Origin of the sequence: uncultured Chitinibacter sp., assembly GCF_945957625.1 — a bacterium.
GTDB classification, from domain to species: domain Bacteria; phylum Pseudomonadota; class Gammaproteobacteria; order Burkholderiales; family Chitinibacteraceae; genus Chitinibacter; species Chitinibacter tainanensis.
In genome coordinates this window covers 91,639-109,107 of the sequence record NZ_CAMFLP010000004.1, presented here as the reverse complement: position 1 = coordinate 109,107, position 17,469 = coordinate 91,639, and the positions used below count along the sequence as shown (strand labels likewise).

Genomic DNA, 17,469 nt, shown 5'->3' with positions numbered 1-17,469 from the left:
CATGATCCAGCTCTACGAATTCGCCCTCTCGGGTAATAGCCACAAGGTGAGGCTGATGTTGGCTTTGCTAGGTATACCCTATCAGAGTATCGCCGTGAATGGCGCCGAGCGCGAGCACAAATCGCCCGAGTTTCTGGCCAAAAATCCGCTCGGCCAAGTGCCAGTGCTGGTCGATGGCGACGTGGTGCTGCGCGATAGTCAGGCGATTCTGGTTTACCTCGCCCGCCAGTATGGCGCCGAGCAGGCCGACTTCTGGCTGCCGAACGATCCGGTCGGTCAAGCGCAAGTGCAGGCGTGGCTGGCGACAGCCGCCAATGAAGTGACGCGTGGGCCCAATGCGCTGCGGCTCTTTCATAAATGGGGCCGCACTGTGGCTTTGGCCGAGGCTGAAACCCTCACTGCGCAACTAATGGCCGTGCTGGACACCACGCTGAGCCAGCAGCCGTGGCTGGCCGCGCCGCACATCACGATCGCCGATATTGCCCTCTACCCGTATATCGCGCTAAGCCCTGAAGGGCAAGTGCCTCTGGCGCAATACCCCGCGATTTGCCAGTGGCTGGCGCGCATCGAGGCGCTACCCGGCTATGTGGCCATGCCCGGCATTGCGCAGCAAGTTGCCTAGCCCTAATCAAGCAATCAATCCATTCAACCCATTTTTGGAGTCAACCTATGTCAGCTCGTCCACCACTACCGCCGTTTGATTTGGAATCGGCCACCTTAAAAGTTCGCTTGGCCGAAGACGGTTGGAATTCGCGCGACCCCGAGCGCGTTGCTCTGGTCTACACCGAGGATAGCTTTTGGCGTAATCGCCACGAGTTTGTGCGCGGCCGTGCGCAGATTGTCGAATTTTTAAGCCGTAAATGGCAGCACGAACACGAATACCGGCTGATCAAAGAGCTGTGGGCGTTTGACGGTAACCGCATCGCCGTGCGCTTTGCCTACGAGTGGCACGATGCCGCCGGGCAATGGTTTCGCTCTTACGGCAATGAAAACTGGGAATTCGATGCCCAAGGCCTGATGCAGCGCCGCTTTGCCAGCATTAACGACCTGCCGATTCGCGAAGATGAGCGGCTGTTTCACTGGCCCCAAGGCCGCCGCCCTGATGATCATCCGGGTCTGAGTGATCTGGGTTTGTGAGCACCTTGTCGATTCTTATCTGATTAAAAATCAATGGCTTGTGGTGTTTTTGGCCAGAAACTGCATTTTGTTTGTCAGACCCCAGCCTTTGGCCCGACTAAGTTGCAGATACCGCTGACGGTATCGCTTAAACCACTTTGGAGATCATGCATCATGAACAAACAACTTATCCTCACTAGCGCATTAACCGCCGTACTGGCTGCCGGCGTTTCAGGTACCGTAGTCGCCGCCGACAAAGAAAAATGCTACGGCATCGCCATGGCCGGTAAAAACGATTGCGCGGCCAATGGCCATGCCTGCGCCGGCCAAGCCAAAACCGATAAAGATGCCAAAGAGTGGAAATACGTGGCTGCCGGTACCTGCAAGGATATGAAGGGTACGCTCAAACCGATGTAAGCCCGCTGGCGGTGGCGAGCGCACATGCTGTGCTGGCCGCCGCAGCCTAATCAATAAGGTATCCGTCACTATGCATTGCACTTTACCGCTAAGCACCGGCCTTGGCCTGCGCGCGCCGCACCTCGCTGATGTTTTAGCCCAGCGCCCACCAGTGGCGTGGTGGGAAGTTCACAGCGAAAACTATTTTGGTGGTGGCGAGCCGATTGCCGCGCTGTGCCAGCTGCGGCAGGATTACCCGATCAGCCTGCACGGCATTGGCCTGGGGCTGGGGAGTTTGGGCCCGCTAGATGCGCAGCATCTGGCGCAGCTACAACAGCTGGTGGCGCGCGTTGAGCCAGCGGTGGTGTCCGAGCATCTGGCCTGGAATCGCCACGCCGAGCGCTATTTTAATGATTTGCTGCCGGTGCCGCGGGTAGCCGGCGTGATTGAACATCTGGCCGAGCGCATCAGCATCGTGCAAGACACGCTGCAGCGGCCGATTTTGCTGGAAAACGTCTCGTCCTATGTTGGCTTTGCCGATGAGCTGCTGTCCGAAGCCGAGCTGATGGCCGAGCTGGTGCGCCGCACTGGCTGTGGGCTATTGGTGGATTTGAATAATTTTTATGTCAATGCCCTTAATCTGGGGCTAAACGCCGAAGCGGAGCTGGCGCACATTGCCGGCGACTCGGTGTACGAAATCCATGTGGCCGGCTTTGAATGGTTTGAAGGCACGGCGATTGATACCCATGGCGCGCCGGTGAGTGCCGAAGTGCTGGCGCTGTTGCGGCAGGCGCTGGCGCGCTGGGGCACCAAGCCGGTGCTGCTGGAGCGCGATACCAATCTGAGCGACTTTGCGAGTTTGTATGCAGAGTATTGCTCGCTAGACCAAATAGTAAAAGTATCGGCAGGCAATACAGCTAGGGAGTATGTATGAGCTACGCCCAAGCGATCAGCGCCTTTAGCGCCTTGCTGCTCGACCCGCAGGCCCAGAGCGCCGGGCTATTGTACGCCGCGCGGATGCGGCATTATCGGGCCAATTGCCGGCTTAACCGCATTGCCGCGCTGCAGGGCGTGTTTAGCAATGTGGCACAGCTGGTGGGCGAAGATTTTTTTACCGCTATGGCGTGCGAATATGTCGACGCCATACCGGCGCACGCGGCCGATTTGCACGCCATGGGCGCAGATTTTGCCGATTTCATCGCCCAATTTGCCCCCGCCGCCGAGCTGCCGTATCTGGCCCCCGTGGCGCAGGTCGATTGGGCGCGCTGGCGCGCGTATTTAGCGCCGGATGCCACCACGCTGGGTATGGCCGAATTGGCCGCGCTGGCCGAGGCCGATTTCGCCAGCCTGCGGCTCACGTTTCACCCCAGTTTGCAGTTGGTGCAATCGCTACACTGGCCCATTGCCGATATTCTGGCCATGCATGCCGGCGGCCCCAGCGCGGATTTGCGGCGCGGCGGGCAGCAATTATTAATTAGCCGTCGCCAGTGGCAAGCGATTAGTACTGGCCAGTGGACCTTGCTACAGGCGCTGGTGGCGGGCGAAACAGTAGGCGATGCGCTGGAGCGGGCGCTACAGTGCGAGCCAGATTGCGATATTCAGACCATAATCAGCCTGCTGTTTACCCAAGGGCTGGTGCTGCGGGCCGAGCCCTAGCGCGGCCTTGCCGGCCGATCGATTAAACGAGTTGATAAAAGCATGTTGCAAGATCGTTTTGGTAGAACCATTGATTATTTGCGGGTATCGGTCACCGATCGTTGCGATTTGCGTTGCAGTTATTGCCTGCCGGCGCGGTTTACGCAGTTTGAAGAGCCAAGCCACTGGCTCACCTTTGCCGAAATCGAGCGCGTGGTGGCGGCATTTGTGCGGCTGGGCGTACAGCGGGTGCGCCTGACCGGCGGCGAGCCGCTACTGCGGCGCAATCTGCCCGCGCTGGCGGCGCAGCTGAAAGCACTGGGGCTGCGCGATTTATCGCTGTCTACCAATGCCACCCAGCTGGCCAAATACGCCCAGTCGCTGAAAGCCGCCGGGGTGAACCGTATTAATGTCAGCCTTGATACGCTGGATCGGCAGTGCATGCAAGACATCACCGGCCGCGATGCGCTGGCGCAGGTGATGGCCGGGCTAGCGGCCGCGCGCGCGGCCGAGCTGAGCCCGATCAAGCTGAATATGGTGGCGATGAAGGGCGTGAATGAGGCCGAAATCGAAGCCATGGCCGATTTTGCGCTGAGCAATGGCTATATCTTGCGGCTGATTGAGGCGATGCCGCTGGGCGATACCGGCCGCAATGCGCAATTTCTGGAGCTGGGTGCCGTGCGCGAGCGGCTGGTGGAGCGCTATCAGCTGGTGCCGCAGGCGCTGGAATTAGGCGGTGGCCCGGCCCGCTATTGGCAAACACCGGATGGCAGCGCGCAGATTGGCTTTATCACCCCGCGCTCGCAGCATTTTTGTGCCACCTGTAATCGGGTGCGGCTGACGGTGGATGGTACTTTATACCTGTGTTTGGGGCAGGAAAGCACGGTGGAGTTACGCCCCTTGCTGCGCAGCGGCATCAGCGATACCGAGCTCGATGCCGTTATTATCGCGGCGATAGAGCTCAAGCCCGAACGCCACGAATTTAACGAGCAGCCCACCAAATTAATCCGCTTTATGTCGCAAACCGGTGGCTAAGCCCAGCCGCTCGCCCACACCGAATATGCTTTTCAGGAACCGATTGTATGCTTGATTTTGAAGTGGCCTTAGCGCAATTGCTGGCCCAGGCGCGCGTGGCTACGCGCACCGAATTACTGCCCTTAACCGCGGCGCGTGGCCGCGTATTGGCGCACGATGTGATTGCCCCCATCAATGTGCCAGGCTTTGATAACAGCTCGATGGATGGCTATGCGCTGCATATTCCGGCCGCTGCGCCAGCAACCACGCACTTTCAGATTACCCAGCGCATTGCCGCTGGGGCGGTTGGGCATGCCTTAGCCGCCGGTGAGGCCGCCCGCATTTTTACCGGCGCGCCCATCCCCGTAGGCGCAAATGCCGTGGTGATGCAGGAGCAATGCACGCTGGCGGGTGAGGCACTGCAGCTGGCCGCGCGGGTGCCGCTGGGTGCGAATATCCGCCGCATTGGTGAAGATGTACATCACGGGCAAGTGGTGCTGCGCGCCGGCCAACGGCTCAGCCCGGCCATGCTGGGGCTGGCCGCCTCGCTCGGGATTGCGCAACTGACTGTGTTCACCCCGCTGCGAGTGGCGCTACTGAGTAGTGGCGATGAGCTGGTCGAGCCCGGCCAGCCGTTGCCCGCGGGCAAAATCTATAACGCCAATCGCTATACGCTGCTGGCCCAGCTGCAGGCCTTGGGTTGCGAGCTGCTGGATCTTGGCGTGATCCCCGATCAATTCGACGCCACGGTGGCAGCGCTGGCGGCGGCGGCCAAGCAGTGCGATATTTTGCTCACCTCTGGGGGGGGTATCGGTCGGAGAGGAAGACCATATCAAGGCTGCAGTGCAATACCTCGGTGAACTTAATCTGTGGAAAATCGCCATCAAGCCGGGCAAGCCCTTTGCCTATGGCCGGATTGGCAACGCGGATTTTATTGGCTTGCCCGGTAATCCGGTGTCGGCATTGGTGACGTATTTAATGTTGGTGCGCCCGTTTATGCTGGCGCGGCAAGGCGCGAGCGAGCTGGCGCCGCCGCGCATGACGCTGCCGGCCGATTTTGAGCTCAAGCGCGCGGGTGATCGGCGCGAGTTTTTCCGTGCGCGGCGCAATCCGGCAGGGCAGGTGAGCTTATTTTCGCATCAAGGCTCGGCGGTGCTTACCTCGCTGGTCTGGGCCGAAGGGCTGGTGGATATTCCGGCGGGCACTACCGTGCAGCGTGGCGATCCGGTGGCGTTTATTCCGCTCAGTGCGCTGGAGGGCTAAATGCTGACGATTTTGTATTTCGCCCGCCTGCGCGATGTGCTGGGCTGCGCCAGTGAAACGCTGGCCACGCCACCGGCCACCGTGCGGGATTTAATTGCGCTGCTGGTGGCGCGCGGTGGTGTTTGGCAGGCTGAGCTGGGTGGGTCGCGCGTGTTTCGGATGGCGATTAATCAAGAGATGGCGCAGCTGGATGATGCGATTCCGGCCGGGGCCGAAGTGGCGATTTTTCCGCCGGTCACCGGGGGCTAAGATGCAGCAGGATGTCATCCGCGTACAAAGTGCCGATTTTGATGTCGCCCACGAATACCAGCGCCTGGCTGGCCAGCCGCAGATTGGCGCGGTGGTGATGTTTGTGGGTCGGGTGCGAGATTTGAGTGCCAATGCGGATCTGCTTGCCTTGCATCTAGAGCATTACCCGGCGATGACCGAACGCGCGCTGCAGCAGCTGGTGCAGGCCGCGCGCGCCCGCTGGCAGCTTGATGCGGTGACGATTATTCATCGCGTGGGCCGCTTGGCGCCGACCGAGCAAATCGTGCTGGTGCTGACCGCCAGCCCGCATCGGGATGCAGCCTACGAGGCCAATCGCTACCTGATGGATTATTTAAAAACCGCCGCGCCATTCTGGAAAAAAGAAATCACCCGCCACGGTGAAGCATGGGTAGAGGCGCGCGCGAGCGATGAGCAGGCGCGCGCACGCTGGGAAACCTAAGCCCCAGCGCGCGGCCAGCTAGAAATAGCCCTGGATCTTTTTGCGCTCCATCGAGCCGGATTGATCGGTATCGATCAGGCGGCCCTGTCGCTCGCTGGTGGTGGTGAGCAGCATTTCCTGAATAATCTGCGGCAAAGTGCTGGCGCGGCTTTCTACCGCGCCGGTGAGCGGGTAGCAGCCTAGGGTGCGAAAGCGTACCCAGCGCCGGCTAATGCTGGCGCGCTCGGCCGGGGTGAGGTAGGGCAGGATGCGCTCATCGTCGATGCAGATCCAGGTGCCATCTTTCCACACCACATCCCGCTCGGCTGCCCGATACAGCGGCACGATGTCGATGTTTTCCAGCCAGATGTATTGCCAGATATCGAGTTCGGTCCAGTTCGAGAGCGGAAATACACGGATATTTTCGCCCGGATCGAGCCGGCTGTTATACAGCTGCCACAGCTCGGGGCGCTGGTTTTTCGGATCCCAACGCTGGTGCTGATCGCGAAACGAAAACACCCGCTCTTTGGCCCGGCTTTTTTCCTCATCGCGCCGCCCGCCGCCAAAGCAGGCGTCAAAACCATGCTGCGCCAGTGCTTGCTTGAGCGCGTCGGTTTTCATCGCATCGGTGTATTTCACCGAGCCACTCGTAAACGGATTCACTCCTTCGGCCAGCGCCGCCTGATTAATATGCACGATGATTTCCAGCCCATGTTGCGCCACCAGCCGGTCACGAAAGGCCGCCATTTCGTGAAATTCCCAGGTGGTGTCGACATGCAACAAGGGAAACGGCACTTTGCCCGGCCAGAACGCTTTGCGCGCCAGATGCAGCATCACCGTTGAATCTTTGCCAATCGAGTAAAACATGCAGGGCTTGCTAAATTCGGCCACCACTTCGCGCAGAATATGAATGGCCTCGGCTTCCAACTGCCGCAGGTGCGACAGTTGGGCGGCGGGGATTACCAGTCGGTCCATGTTTGGCTCTCCGGATCATATGAGCTCAGCAGCAACCACTGATTGCGCACTTTGGTGGCAAAGGCGGGGAGCTGTGCCAAGAGTTGCTCGACATGTGCTTTGGGCGCTTCGATCACGACCAGCAGCCGCTGCGGGATATGGTAGGGCGTGTGGTCGTCGGCCATTACGGCTTGCCATGGCAAGCCCGCCAAGAGATCGCTGCCATTACCCTGCATCACCCCCAGCCCGGCGGTAACGGTTTGGGTGGCCTTGCTGCCGCTACCTTGATAATGCGGCGCGACGGCCGAGGCGTAGTACTGCAGATTGATCCACTGCGCGACGGTCACTGGCCCGGCCACGATCGCGGCCAGCAAGCTGCCCTCGCGGTCTTCGACCCAGTGGTAGCCATGCAAAAAGGCACGCCCTTGTAGATTGTGGCCCTGGCTCCAGCTGCGGCGGCCGATGATAAAGGCCGCATTGCGAGCCAAACCCCACTCGGGGCGTACTTCGCTCCAGTCTTCGGCGCGACGCAGGGCTTCCTCATCGGCACGGTCGGCTTCACCGGCCAATTTAGGCAGTTGTGGCAGCCGTTCAGCACTGAGCTGGGCGTAGGCAAAGGGTAGTGCCGCCTGCAGCCGCTGCCAAGCTAGGGCCGCCGGCCCCTCGTGCGGAGCGGCATCGAGCCAGTGCAAGGTATCGAGCGAAGTCTGGTGCTCGGCAGCGATAAACCGGGTGTGCGCCGGGATGGCGATACCCTGCGCCAGCAGGCGCTCGCGGATCAGGCTGTCATTACATAGGGCGGCCAGCACCCGCGCGTTAAAGCCACCGGCCGCGCCACCGCAGGCGCCGCAATCGAGCTTGGCGGCGTAGGGGTTGTTGCGGCTATGGCTGCCGTGGCCGGCAATCACCACCAGCGGGGCAAACTCGCGGGTAAGGCCAATGCCTTTGAGTGCGCCGGCCGCCCATTCGGCCTGCTGGGCGAGCGAAGCCGCCGATTGCGGCCCATGCGCGCCGACGGTAGGGCGGGTTTGCGGCTTGCGCACGCCCCGGGCCCAGCGCTGGCGCCAGCGGGCGGGAATAAAGCTGTGCCACAGCATCTGCAGCCCTTGCCAATGCCCCGCCAGCTCCGGCAGGGCCAGACTGGCCAAGGGGTCGTGTTTGATCTGCTGCTGTACCAGCTGGCGTTGCTGGCTTTGCTGCCGCGCTAAGCGATAGCGTTGGCGCTCATGCGGGGTAGCCGTTTCGCTCACTTCGGCCTGTGGCGCCAAAATCACCGGGCAGGCAGCGTGGGTGTGCTCGCTATCTAGCTCGCGGGTACTGATCGGCAGACCAAAAAAGCCGGCAAAGCCATAGGTGGCAAAGCGGCCGCTGGCCTCGATGGCCCGGCGGAGCGGCTCGGAGCGCACATCGATACAAAACACCAGCTGGGCGACTGGGGCCTCTGCGCGGGTGGGCGCGGCTGGCTGGCTGAGGGTATTTTGCAGCGTCTGGCGATATTGCGCTTCGCGAATTTCCAGCCCTAGCCGGCATTGCGCCAGTGCATCAAAGCGGTGAGCTAGGCGCAGGTATTGCGCGGTTTGCGCTGGGCTAAAGGCCGCCCAATCGGCAGGCTGCAGCTGCGCATGGCGCTGCCAGGCCTCTAGCAGCGGTAGTGGATCAAGAGTTGCGGAGGGTGCGCTGGCGGGTAGAGGCAGCCCTTCGGTCAGGGCGGCTTCGAGCGTGAGCCGCAGCGCCAGGTAATCGGTGAGCGCGCTGATTTCACCAGCTGCGCGGCGGCCCAGCCAGCGCAGCATCCCGGCCCAACCCGGCTGCGCAAGTAGATGTGCTTGCAGATAGGCTAGCTGCTCGACCGGGCTGGCAAGCTGAGCCAGTGCTGCTTGCAGTGCGACCTCGGGACTGGCAGGTAGCTGCGCCAGTTTGCGCCGCACGGCAGCGGGCAGCTGCGGATCATATTGCGCCTGTTGCTGCCAGGCGTGGTATAAATCGGTCTCGGCCAAGCCCCAGCTGCGACTATCGCGGGCAATAAAGAGTTTTGCCCAGCGCTGTGTGGTGCTTTCCAGTAGTTGCAAAGCGGCGGGCTGCCCGGCCTGCGCGAGGCGGCTGGCGCGGCTATGCAAGCCGTGGGCGCTGGGCGCAGGGATGGCTGGCAAGGTGTCGAGCAAGGCCGACCAATCCGCTGCAGGGGCCGCAGTAGTGCTGGCCGCAGGCAGGAGCTGCGCACTGCAAAAGCGCAGCGCCAGCAGATCATCGGCCGGGAAATCATGCTCGCGCAGCCAGTGGCGCAGATGCTGCAACAAGAGTGGTGAGTTGGCGGGCAGGGCATCTAGCTCGGGCAAGTGGGCGCGTGCTGGATACAGTGTGCTGGCGTTGTGGTGAGCAAACCAGCGGGCCACTTCATCAAAGCTGCGGTCTTCCACTCCCTGCCAGGGGCTGCGGGCGGCGAAAGTGGCGATCGGCCATTGTGGCGCCACCACCACCGCTGCGGCCTCGACCAGCGCCGGGGTGAGGTCGGCAGACTGGAGTGATTGCAATGCTTGAGACGACAGTGGGGCGTTCATACCAGTACTCCTTGTTGGGCGCGGCGCGCTAGATGGTTTGGATGCATATCGAGGGTGTGGCGAGGCGCTTCACTCAGGCTAATCAGCTGCCAGTACAGGCGCTGGGCCAGTGGGTGGCGTGGGCGCTGCAGCAGGTATTGCAGTGCGGCCGACCCGCCCAGCAGTAGCGCGGCGCTGAGGTAAATCCAGCCATTGGTCGGTGCGCTAAGGTCGGCCGGTGCCGGCAGCAAGGCGTGCAAACCGGCTCGCACGGCAAAGAAACCACCGACACTCACCAGCCAGAAAGGCAGGCTGCGCCATTGCCAGATCGGCAGCGTGGCTAATCCTTGCGCCAGCGCCCAGGCCAGCAACAGGGCACTGAGCCAGCCGGCAGGTTGTGCGGCATAGGCTGGGTGCAGGGCGAAGAGGCCAATCATCACCAGCGCGGCTAGCAGTAGTACTTTAGGGAAAGCCGGCAGGTTGAGGGCACGTCGCTCGGGGCTAACGGTGCCACCGGCCTGCAAAAACAGGCTGGCTTTAAACAAACCATGCAGCAGCAAGTGAATCAGCGCCGCAAGGTAAGCACCCAGCGCGCATTGCAGCAGCATGCAGCCCATCTGGGCCACGGTCGAGGCGGCCAGCTGGCGTTTTACATCAACCTGTACCAGCGCCATACCGCTACCCAGCAAGATCGAGCACACGGCCAGCAGTAGCAGCGCCACTTGCGCCCAGCCGGCGGCGGCCAGCAGGCTGCCGTAGTGCAGCAGCAAAATCCCGCCGGCATTTACCAGTCCCGCATGCATAATCGCCGATACTGGCGTGGGGGCGACCATGGTGGCCAGCAGCCAGCGTTGGGCAGGCCACTGCGCGGCAGGGATTAAGGCGGCCAGTAACAGCGCGGCTGCCGCAGATTGAATCGCCCAGGCAGGCCAGCTGGCCAGCGAGGTAGGCAGGCCCACTTGCCAGTGCCCGGTTTGCTGCTGCACGAGCACCACCAAGACTAGCAGTGCCAGCCAGGCCACACTCAGCCACAGCCCCACATAGCGGGCTGCGGCTTGTGCGGCCGGCCAGTCACGGGCAAGGCCAATCAGCCGGAACAGCGCCCACAGCGCCAGCCCCCAGCCCAGTAGCAGCAGGCGGCTATCGGTGCTGGCCCAGGCCAGCGAAGTGCCGCTAGTAAGGAGTGTGAGCCAAGCCAGGGCGCGGGCTTGATCAAGATCGCCGTGCAAAAAGCGCAGGCTAAAGCGCTGCACAATCGTGCCTAGCCCTAACACTAGGCTAATCAGCAACCAGGCAATCGGGCTGGTGCTAAGTGGCCAACTGTGGGCGGCTTGCGGTAGGGCTAGTTGCGCCAAGGCAGCCAGCGCAGCAATGGCCGCCAAACGGCTATGCCAGTGCAGATACAGCGGCGTGGTGCGCAGCAGCTGGGCGCTGGCCAGCGCCACCGACAGCGCCAGAGCGCCTAGCCAAAGCCCGAGCGGTAGAAAAGAAACAGTAGGCTGCATGGAACTTCTCGCGTTGATTGCAGATGCAGCCATGATAAAAAAGTGGTGGCATAATTAGAAATTGCGATTAATTTTGTTTTGCATAACTTTTGCTTATGAATGTAACCCTCCGGCAGTTGCAGATTTTTGCCAAAGTAGCCGAAACCGGCAGCTTTACCCGCGCCGCCGAGCAGCTGTTTCTCACGCAGCCCGCGGTGTCGCAACAGACCCGGCTGCTCACCGAAGCCGTGGGCGAGCCCTTGCTCGAAACCATGGGGCGCAAGGTGTATCTCACTGCGGCGGGGCAAGCTTTGCTGCACACCAGCGAGCAAATGAATCAGCAATGGAAAGCGTTTGAGGAAGACATCGCCGCTCAGCGCGGCCTGCACAGCGGCACCTTGCGGCTGGCGGCGGTGAGCACGGCCAAATACTTTATTCCACGGGTGCTGGGGCCGTTTTGCCAGAAATACCCAGGCATTGAAGTAAAGCTGGAAGTCGCCAATCGCGATCGCATCATCGAGCGGATCGAAGACAATCTCGATGATCTGTACATCATGACCAAACCGCCCGAAACCCTGGAGCTGGTGCGCGAGCCTTTTCTGGATAACCCGCTGGTGGCGATTGCTGCGCCCACCCATCCGCTGGCCGCACAGGCGCAGATTACCTTGGCCGAATTTGCCCAAGAGCGCTTTATCATGCGCGAGCCGGGCTCGGGCACCCGCATTGCGCTGGAGGCTTTTCAGGCGCGCGCTGGGGTGAGCTTCAATGTGCGGATGGAGCTCGGTAGCAACGAGGCCATCAAACAGGCCGTGGCAGGCGGGCTAGGGGTGTCGATTTTGTCGCGGCACACCCTGCACCGTTTACCGGTGGAAGAAGATGAAGTGGCGATTTTGCCGGTAGAGGGCTTTCCGCTGCATACCCAGTGGCAGCTGGTGTATCTGAGTAAAAAACGGCTTTCCCGTGCGGCGCAGGCGTTTCTGGCCGAGCTGGCGGCGTGGATTCCGCAATATCGCAGTCGCAAGGGGATTACATGAGCGCGCACCCACCCCGCTATCCGCGTGCCGCTGCCTTGCGCGGCGAGCGAGTGCTGGTCGCCAGCCGGCATCACAAGGCCGCCGCCATGCAACGACCTTTTGCCGCTCTGCTGGGCGTTGAGCTTTGGAGCCCGCCTGAGCTCGATACCGACCGCTTTGGCACCTTTAGTGGCGAAATCGAGCGCCCCGGCCCGCCCGTGGCCATGCTGCAGGCCAAAATCGCGCTGGCGCAGGCTGATTACCCCGCCCAACGCTACTGGCTGGCCAGCGAAGGCAGTTATGGCCCGCATCCGTATTGGCCGCAGTTGGCGGTGGGGGAGGAATGGCTGATGTGGTTAGATGCGCAGACGGGGCAGAGTCTGACTGAGCGGCGGCGGTTTACCACGCGGCATTACGGCGCCTGGATGATCAGTAATTGGGCCGAGCTACGCGCCCGCTTGGCGCAATGCCCGCTGCCCGCGCTGGCGCTCACGTTACGGCCGCTGGCGGGGGATTTGCCAGCGCAAAAAGCCCTGCGGGATGTGGCGGCGGTGGAGGTAGCCTATGCCGAGTATGTGGCCGCAGGTAGCCCAGCGGTGGTGCTTGCGCTGGATATGCGCGCGCATTTACATCCCCCGCGTCAGCGCAGCTTGCGCCGGCTGGCCACCCGTTTGGCCCATCGTTTGGCCACCGCGTGCCCAGCCTGTGGCGCGGCTGGCTTTGGCGAGCGGCAACTGCAGCCGGGCTTGCCCTGCGCTGATTGTGGCCTTGCCACGGCGCAACCCGCCGCACTGGTGTATGCCTGCTCGCAGTGCGGGCATCGCGAGCTGCATCGCCACTATCACACCCCGGCTGATCCGCGCTGGTGTGATTACTGCAACCCTTAGCCCGCGGGCTATGCCGCCTGCGGGCCGCGAGGGCTAGCCGCTTTAAGCGCTGGCAGTATTACTCATGATCAGCGCAGCGGTGGCGGCTACAGCGGCGCCGGCGCCTGCCAGCCGGATCGGCTTGGCTTCGCGGGCCCAATGCCACAGCAGCGCGCCGATTACGCCCACCAGCATCGCCAGGGCAAAAATCATCGCAAAACCAAAAACATAAGATTGAATCGGCATGGTTGCTACTCCTTAACTCCTAAATAACCGTGTTCACGGCAAAGCCGGCCATCGCTCGGGTGGCCACGAAGGGCAATGGCGATGGTGGGGCGCTACAAGAGGTGTTGGCGGCGTACCCTGCCGCATGGGGCCTCATGCTTAAATCGACCGCTGTTTTTGCGCCGCAGTTCCGGTGGTGGGCGAGTTTGTGACTTATTGCCACTCGTCTTGACCGCGCTGGGTTAGTCGGCACGGCATAGCGGCCAGCGGGGCCCAAGTTTCGCCGCGGTGGTGGCGAAACACCTGTGGGCACGCTGATTTGGCTCAATTTTTTTGCCGGCAGCCAGTGGTAGGCTGTTGTGGTCAGGGGGCGATAAGGGGCGCGTGATGCATGAGTTAAGTCTGGCCGAACGTGTACTCCGCATTGCCGAGCAAGCCGCGCAGCAAGCCGGCGCGCAACGGGTCACTAGGGTGCGGCTGGCGGTGGGGGCACTGGCGCATGTGGCGCCCGATACGCTGCAATTTTGCTGCGAGCTGGCCGCGCGCGGCACGCCGCTGGAGCACACCGAATTCACCGTTGAGCAAACCCCGGGCGCGGCCTGGTGCGAGCCCTGCGGGCAAACGGTGGCTTTGCAACGCGTGGGGCAGGCCTGCCCGCACTGTGGTGGCTATGCGCTGCGCATTACTGGCGGCGAAGACATGCAGGTACTGGATATTGCCGTGATCTGATTGGTAGGTATATGCATGCAGCTCATGAATTAATTGGCCTGTATGCATATACCCATCTAGCTGGCGCAGGCCGGCGCAAGGAGCAAGCGATGTGTACCAGCTGCGGATGTGGGCATGGTGAAACGCGGATTAATGGCCTGGTGCCACCCCGGCGGCGGTGCGGTCCCGGGCCGGCGGGGGCCTATCGCCTGGCGGGTGGCGCGCCAACTCAGGCCGAGCCCGCGACTACAGCGGCTAGTGGCCCCTTGGGCGCGGTGCATGCGCCGGAAGTAGACCCCGAGCGCACGATCCGGCTGGAGATCGATATTCTGGCCAGTAATGACGGCCAAGCTGGGGTGAACCGCGCGCGGCTGGCGGCGCAGCAGATTTTTGCATTAAATCTGGTCTCGAGCCCCGGCTCGGGCAAAACCACGCTCTTGGTCGAAACCTTGCGCCGCTGGGTGGGCGCGGCGGCGGTGATCGAGGGCGATCAGCAAACCGATAACGATGCCGCGCGGATTCGCGCCACCGGGGTGCCGGCGGTGCAAATCAACACCGGCAAAGGCTGTCATCTGGATGCGCATATGGTGGCGGGCGCACTGGATGTGCTACAGCAAGAGGGCACTTTGGCCGCCAATAGCCTGCTGTTGATCGAAAATGTCGGCAATCTGGTGTGCCCTGCGGCCTTTGATCTGGGCGAAGCGCATAAAGTAGCGATTTTGTCGGTCACCGAGGGTGAAGATAAACCGCTGAAATACCCGGATTTATTCCGCGCAGCCGATCTGCTGCTGTTGAGCAAAACCGATTTGCTGCCCTATGTGGATTTTAATATCGAAGCGGCAATCGCCATGGCGCGGCAGGTGCGCCCCGATTTGCCGGTGATTCAGCTCTCGAGCAAAACTGGCGCGGGCTTTGCCGAATGGCAGGCGTGGCTGCTGGCTGGCTGCCGACGGGCGCAGCAGCGGGGCTAGCCATGCAGCAGCGCCTGTGTGTGCGGGGCATTGTGCAGGGGGTGGGGTTTCGCCCCTATGTGTACCGCTTGGCCAGCGAATTGGCCTTAAGCGGCTGGGTGCGCAACGATAGCGACGGGGTAACGATCGAAATCGCCGGCCCGGCCCCGCAGGTGGCGCAGTTTTGCCAGCGTCTGCCGCTGGAAGCGCCAGCACAAGCGCGCATTGATGCGCTATTACTGCAGCCTGCCGAGGCGGCGATCAGTGCGCCGGGCTTTACGATTGTGGCCAGCGCCGCGGCGCATTCCGCAGCCAAGGCCAGCATTGGCCCCGACACCGCGCTATGCCCCGCGTGCCTGGCCGAGTTATTCGACCCCGCCAGCCGGCGCTATCGCTACCCGCTGATCAATTGCACCGATTGCGGCCCCCGTTACACGCTGGTGCGCCGCCTGCCTTACGATCGCGCCAACACCAGCATGGCGCCGTTTCCGCCATGCCCAGCCTGTGCGGCCGAATACCAGCAGCCCAGCCACCGGCGTTTTCATGCTGAGCCCAACGCCTGCCCGGTCTGTGGGCCGCAGCTCCAGCTCTGTGATCTGGCTGGCACGCCGCTGGCGGGCCACGGCACGGTGCAGGATGCGCTGGCGCACACGCTGGCCTTGCTGCAGGCAGGGCAGATTGTGGCGATCAAAGGGCTGGGCGGTTTTCATCTGGTGTGCGATGCGCGTAACTCAGCCGCCGTGGCCGAGCTGCGCCGGCGCAAACAGCGCGCCGCCAAACCGCTGGCGGTGATGGCGGCCAATGCCGCCTCGCTGGCGGGCTGGCTGCAGATCAACCCCGCCGAGCAGCAATGGCTCGATTCCCCCGCTCGGCCGATTGTGCTGTTGGCCAAGCTGGCTGGGGCTGATGAGGCTTTGCCGGGTATTGCCCCGCAGCTCTCATCCATTGGCGCTTTACTGCCCTATACCCCTATTCAGTATTTGCTATTTCATGAAGCGGCCGGCCGGCCGGCGGGCTTGGGCTGGCTGGATGAGCCACAAGATTTGCTCTTAGTCATGACTAGCGCCAACCCGCGCGGTGAGCCGCTGATTACTGATAATCAGGCCGCACTCACCCAGCTGGCCGGCCTGGCCGACGCGGTGTTGCTGCATGAGCGCGACATCGTGGTGCGCTGTGATGACAGCGTGCTGCGGGTGGACACCAGCGGCGCGGCGCAGTTTATCCGCCGCGCGCGCGGCTACACCCCGCTGGCTTTGCCGTTGGCGCGGGCAACAGCGCCCATCTTGGCGCTGGGTGGCTTTTATAAAAACACGCTGTGCCTCACGCGCGGGGCCGAGGCCTTTGTCTCGCAATACATCGGCGAGCTAGATCGGGTGGCCAATTGCCGGGCGCTAGAGCAGGCCAGCGCGCATTTGCAGCACCTATTGCAAGTTGCCCCGCAGTGCGTGGCGCATGATCTGCACCCTGATTTTTATAGTAGCCAGCTGGCGGCTCGGCTGGCCGCACAATGGCAAGTGCCGAGTTTAGCTGTGCAGCACCATCATGCGCATATTGCTGCGGTGCTGGCCGAACATCAGCTCGATGAGCCGGTGCTGGGCCTAGCGCTCGATGGGGTGGGCTTGGGCGACGATGGCAGCGCTTGGGGCGGCGAGCTATTGCTGGTGGATGGCGCGCAGGCCCAGCGCTTGGGGCATTTGCGACCACTGGCGCTGCCCGGTGGCGATCTGGCCGCGCGCGAGCCGTGGCGCATGGCCGCGGCGGTGCTGCATCAGCTCGGGCGGGCGGATGAAATCGCCAGCCGCTTTGCCGACCAGGCCGCCGCGCCTTGGTTGGCGCAAATCTTGCGCCGCGCACCAGCCTACACCACCAGCATGGGCCGTTATTTCGATGCCGCCGCAGGCTTATTGGGGCTGGCCACGCAGCAGGATTTTGAAGCGCAAGCGGCCATGCTGCTGGAAGGCGCGGCGGCTCGTTATGGGGCGGTGGCTGCGCCGGCGGCCGGGCATGAGCTGCAACGTTTGCCCAATCAAATCTGGCAGCTGGATTTAGCCCCGCTGTTGCAGCAGATCAGCGTGGCGACCAGCCCCGCGCTGGGCGCGGCGCAATTTCATGCCGGGCTCTGTGTGGCGCTGGCCGATTGGTTGGAGGCCGCCGCGGCGCAAACTGGGCTGCGCACGGTGGCGGGCGGTGGCGGCTGTTTTTTAAATGCGCTGTTACTCAGCGGCCTACAGGCCGAATGTCGCCGCCGCGGTTTGCGGCTGTTGATTAATCAGGCTATGCCCTGTGGGGATGGCGGTTTGGCGCTGGGGCAGGCCTGGGTTGCGCAGCGCTGGCTGGGCGCAGCAGGCCAAACCGATACGCACTGGAGAGCAGAATGTGTTTAGCGATACCGGCGCGGGTGACCGCGCTGCTGGCAAACGACGAGGCGCGCATCGAGGTCGGCGGCGTGCACAAGGTGATCTCGATTGCCTTGGTCGATGAGGTCGCGGTGGGCGACTATCTGATCGTGCATGTGGGCTTTGCCATCGGCAAGCTCGACCCTACCGAGGCTGAGCAAACGCTGGCGCTGTTTGCGCAAATGGCGCAGCTCGACCCCAGCAACCCGGCCCCGTATCAGTGA

20 protein-coding genes are annotated in these 17,469 nt (G+C 62.5%); 16 read left to right on the top strand and 4 right to left on the bottom strand.

Annotated elements, in window-relative coordinates; all coding sequences use genetic code 11:
• The first annotated feature begins 1 nt into the window (after position 1).
• The 10 genes from QV747_RS07145 to moaE all read left to right on the top strand — a co-directional run bounded on the left by QV747_RS07145 (position 2) and on the right by moaE (position 6,133).
• The gene (locus tag QV747_RS07145) at positions 2-622 is read left to right on the top strand and encodes a glutathione S-transferase family protein (RefSeq protein WP_273430089.1); all 621 of its coding nucleotides are present in this window, start codon (positions 2-4) and stop codon (positions 620-622) included.
• A 47-nt stretch (positions 623-669) separates the two neighbouring features.
• A complete protein-coding gene (locus QV747_RS07140; protein WP_273430088.1) occupies positions 670-1,137 on the top strand; it encodes a nuclear transport factor 2 family protein in 468 nt (155 codons plus the stop codon).
• A 153-nt stretch (positions 1,138-1,290) separates the two neighbouring features.
• Positions 1,291-1,533, top strand: coding sequence for a DUF2282 domain-containing protein (locus QV747_RS07135; protein ID WP_308445252.1), 243 nt, complete (start codon positions 1,291-1,293; stop codon positions 1,531-1,533).
• 70 nt (positions 1,534-1,603) lie between these two features.
• On the top strand, positions 1,604-2,446 hold the full coding sequence (locus tag QV747_RS07130) for a DUF692 domain-containing protein (RefSeq protein ID WP_273430087.1): 843 nt from the start codon (positions 1,604-1,606) through the stop codon (positions 2,444-2,446).
• On the top strand, positions 2,443-3,168 hold the full coding sequence (locus tag QV747_RS07125) for a DNA-binding domain-containing protein (RefSeq protein WP_273430086.1): 726 nt from the start codon (positions 2,443-2,445) through the stop codon (positions 3,166-3,168). Before QV747_RS07130 ends, QV747_RS07125 begins: the two co-directional genes overlap by 4 nt.
• A gap of 42 nt (positions 3,169-3,210) precedes the next feature.
• Entirely contained in the window at positions 3,211-4,182 is a 972-nt protein-coding gene (gene moaA / locus QV747_RS07120; protein WP_273430085.1) for a GTP 3',8-cyclase MoaA, read from the top strand.
• A 47-nt stretch (positions 4,183-4,229) separates the two neighbouring features.
• The gene (locus QV747_RS07115) at positions 4,230-5,021 is read left to right on the top strand and encodes a molybdopterin molybdotransferase MoeA (RefSeq protein WP_273430084.1); all 792 of its coding nucleotides are present in this window, start codon (positions 4,230-4,232) and stop codon (positions 5,019-5,021) included.
• The gene (locus QV747_RS07110) at positions 5,005-5,424 is read left to right on the top strand and encodes a hypothetical protein (protein WP_273430083.1); all 420 of its coding nucleotides are present in this window, start codon (positions 5,005-5,007) and stop codon (positions 5,422-5,424) included. Before QV747_RS07115 ends, QV747_RS07110 begins: the two co-directional genes overlap by 17 nt.
• Entirely contained in the window at positions 5,425-5,673 is a 249-nt protein-coding gene (locus tag QV747_RS07105) for a MoaD/ThiS family protein (protein ID WP_273430082.1), read from the top strand.
• Between the two features lies 1 nt (position 5,674).
• Positions 5,675-6,133 (top strand): molybdopterin synthase catalytic subunit MoaE, encoded by a 459-nt coding sequence (gene moaE / locus QV747_RS07100; RefSeq protein WP_273430081.1) that lies wholly within the window; start codon positions 5,675-5,677, stop codon positions 6,131-6,133.
• Positions 6,134-6,151: 18 nt separating this feature from the next.
• Here the strand turns inward: moaE and cysD are convergent, their stop codons facing one another.
• The 3 genes from cysD to QV747_RS07085 are packed head-to-tail and all read right to left on the bottom strand — an operon-like array spanning position 6,152 to position 11,108.
• Positions 6,152-7,087 (bottom strand): sulfate adenylyltransferase subunit CysD, encoded by a 936-nt coding sequence (gene cysD / locus QV747_RS07095; protein WP_273430080.1) that lies wholly within the window; start codon positions 7,085-7,087, stop codon positions 6,152-6,154.
• Positions 7,072-9,624 carry a putative inorganic carbon transporter subunit DabA gene (locus QV747_RS07090; RefSeq protein WP_273430079.1) on the bottom strand — a complete coding sequence of 851 codons (2,553 nt, stop codon included), beginning with the start codon at positions 9,622-9,624 and terminating at the stop codon, positions 7,072-7,074. The genes cysD and QV747_RS07090 overlap by 16 nt, the downstream gene beginning before the upstream one ends.
• Positions 9,621-11,108 carry a proton-conducting transporter membrane subunit gene (locus tag QV747_RS07085; RefSeq protein ID WP_273430078.1) on the bottom strand — a complete coding sequence of 496 codons (1,488 nt, stop codon included), beginning with the start codon at positions 11,106-11,108 and terminating at the stop codon, positions 9,621-9,623. The genes QV747_RS07090 and QV747_RS07085 overlap by 4 nt, the downstream gene beginning before the upstream one ends.
• A 95-nt stretch (positions 11,109-11,203) precedes the next feature.
• Between QV747_RS07085 and QV747_RS07080 the strand changes: the two genes are divergently transcribed.
• Both QV747_RS07080 and QV747_RS07075 read left to right on the top strand, forming a co-directional pair.
• A complete protein-coding gene (locus tag QV747_RS07080) occupies positions 11,204-12,121 on the top strand; it encodes a LysR family transcriptional regulator (protein ID WP_273430077.1) in 918 nt (305 codons plus the stop codon).
• Positions 12,118-12,987, top strand: a complete 870-nt coding sequence (locus QV747_RS07075; RefSeq protein ID WP_273430076.1) for a DUF6671 family protein — start codon at positions 12,118-12,120, stop codon at positions 12,985-12,987. The genes QV747_RS07080 and QV747_RS07075 overlap by 4 nt, the downstream gene beginning before the upstream one ends.
• Before the next feature lie 42 nt (positions 12,988-13,029).
• Here the strand turns inward: QV747_RS07075 and QV747_RS07070 are convergent, their stop codons facing one another.
• Complete coding sequence (locus QV747_RS07070; protein WP_028450167.1) at positions 13,030-13,212, bottom strand: hypothetical protein; 183 nt, start codon at positions 13,210-13,212, stop codon at positions 13,030-13,032.
• Positions 13,213-13,578: 366 nt separating this feature from the next.
• Between QV747_RS07070 and hypA the strand changes: the two genes are divergently transcribed.
• The 4 genes from hypA to QV747_RS07050 are packed head-to-tail and all read left to right on the top strand — an operon-like array spanning position 13,579 to position 17,469.
• The gene (hypA, locus tag QV747_RS07065) at positions 13,579-13,920 is read left to right on the top strand and encodes a hydrogenase maturation nickel metallochaperone HypA (protein WP_273430075.1); all 342 of its coding nucleotides are present in this window, start codon (positions 13,579-13,581) and stop codon (positions 13,918-13,920) included.
• Positions 13,921-13,931: 11 nt separating this feature from the next.
• Positions 13,932-14,870, top strand: coding sequence for a hydrogenase nickel incorporation protein HypB (gene hypB, locus QV747_RS07060; RefSeq protein ID WP_273430074.1), 939 nt, complete (start codon positions 13,932-13,934; stop codon positions 14,868-14,870).
• Entirely contained in the window at positions 14,819-17,233 is a 2,415-nt protein-coding gene (gene hypF / locus QV747_RS07055; protein ID WP_273430073.1) for a carbamoyltransferase HypF, read from the top strand. Before hypB ends, hypF begins: the two co-directional genes overlap by 52 nt.
• Complete coding sequence (locus QV747_RS07050; RefSeq protein ID WP_273430072.1) at positions 17,224-17,469, top strand: HypC/HybG/HupF family hydrogenase formation chaperone; 246 nt, start codon at positions 17,224-17,226, stop codon at positions 17,467-17,469. The genes hypF and QV747_RS07050 overlap by 10 nt, the downstream gene beginning before the upstream one ends.